Annotated in this window: 1 protein-coding gene; it reads left to right on the top strand. The window is 42.3% G+C overall.

Annotation, left to right across the window (positions count from 1 at the left end; genetic code table 11):
* Positions 1 to 778: DUF4272 domain-containing protein (locus AC1DND_RS28375; RefSeq protein WP_477586251.1), on the top strand; the 778-nt coding region annotated here is incomplete at its 5' end.
* Positions 779 to 1,091: the final 313 nt, after the last annotated feature.

Raw genomic sequence — 1,091 nt, 5'->3', positions numbered from 1 at the left:
ATCCATAACAGTAACTGCAATCTGTTTATTCCTCACGCTTTTTGGCTGCGGTGGGGATAGGCTTAATAATAAACCCTTAACTATTGAGGGTGTTAAAGCGATGTCTGTGCCGGTAGAGCATATTCAGGCTACCAAAGAGCAGATGGAAAGGCGGAAAAGATCGGAGGCGGTCTGCAGATCTCATGCAGTACCCATTTATACCAATCCCAATGCAATGTTCCTGGATCCGGCGGATCAGGTTGCTGTCAGGACCAGTGATGAAATCGTCGACAGGGCGATAGCATTGTGCTATCTGGAGCTAAAAAGTGAAAAAGCTGACAGAAAAATGCTTGCCGAGGTTGAAAAGAAGTATAAGGTGATGGAAAAGCTCACCGCTGCTGAAAAAGAATTTGCACTTAATGAAAATCCCAGTTCACAGCAGCTAACCGATGCCAACTGGAGGGCGGAGGGTTATCACGTTATGCTCTGGGCACTCGGTTATATCGATACGCTGGTATACCCCGATAAACTGTGTGATGTAAGGAGTGATGTAAAGCATTTGTTCTCGCGGAGCGAAAAAGAATTCAGGGAGCAGGCAAAACTTAGGAGCAAGGCCGAGATTCTTGATCAGGCCGATCTGATATTACGTTTAGACTGGGCATGTGTTAATTCCAGGGTAAATAATGAGGCGGTTCCGGGAAACCTTGATAAAGGTGTAGTTTATGAAAGGCACTATGCGCTCAACTGGATTATCAGGCTGATGGATCAGGATTGGGATGGTGTCACGACTGATACCTAAATCTTTTTTACTTCCTTAAAAAAGCCTTGGAACTGTTAAACTTAGAATGTTTTTCTAGATTAGTGCTCCTGGCAAGACCATTAACGAACTTTTTTATTGAAGATTTGAAGCAAATTGCTGATCTTAAAATTCCTAAATAGTTTTGCTCGAAAAATTTGAATTAGGTTAATTGAATCTCCCTGGATCATTTTAGGAAATTCAAGGTTCGGCTCCGAAAGGGAGTCGAACCTGGTGGTGCAATTGGTTGTGAATTAGTGTTTTGAGTTTTGTTAATTCTGGTTTGATGCCAAAAACTCACCTTTAATTAATTCTT

The sequence above is a fragment of the Pedobacter sp. 01N416 genome (genome assembly GCF_056399685.1).
This window is presented reverse-complemented; position numbering and strand designations above follow the sequence as displayed.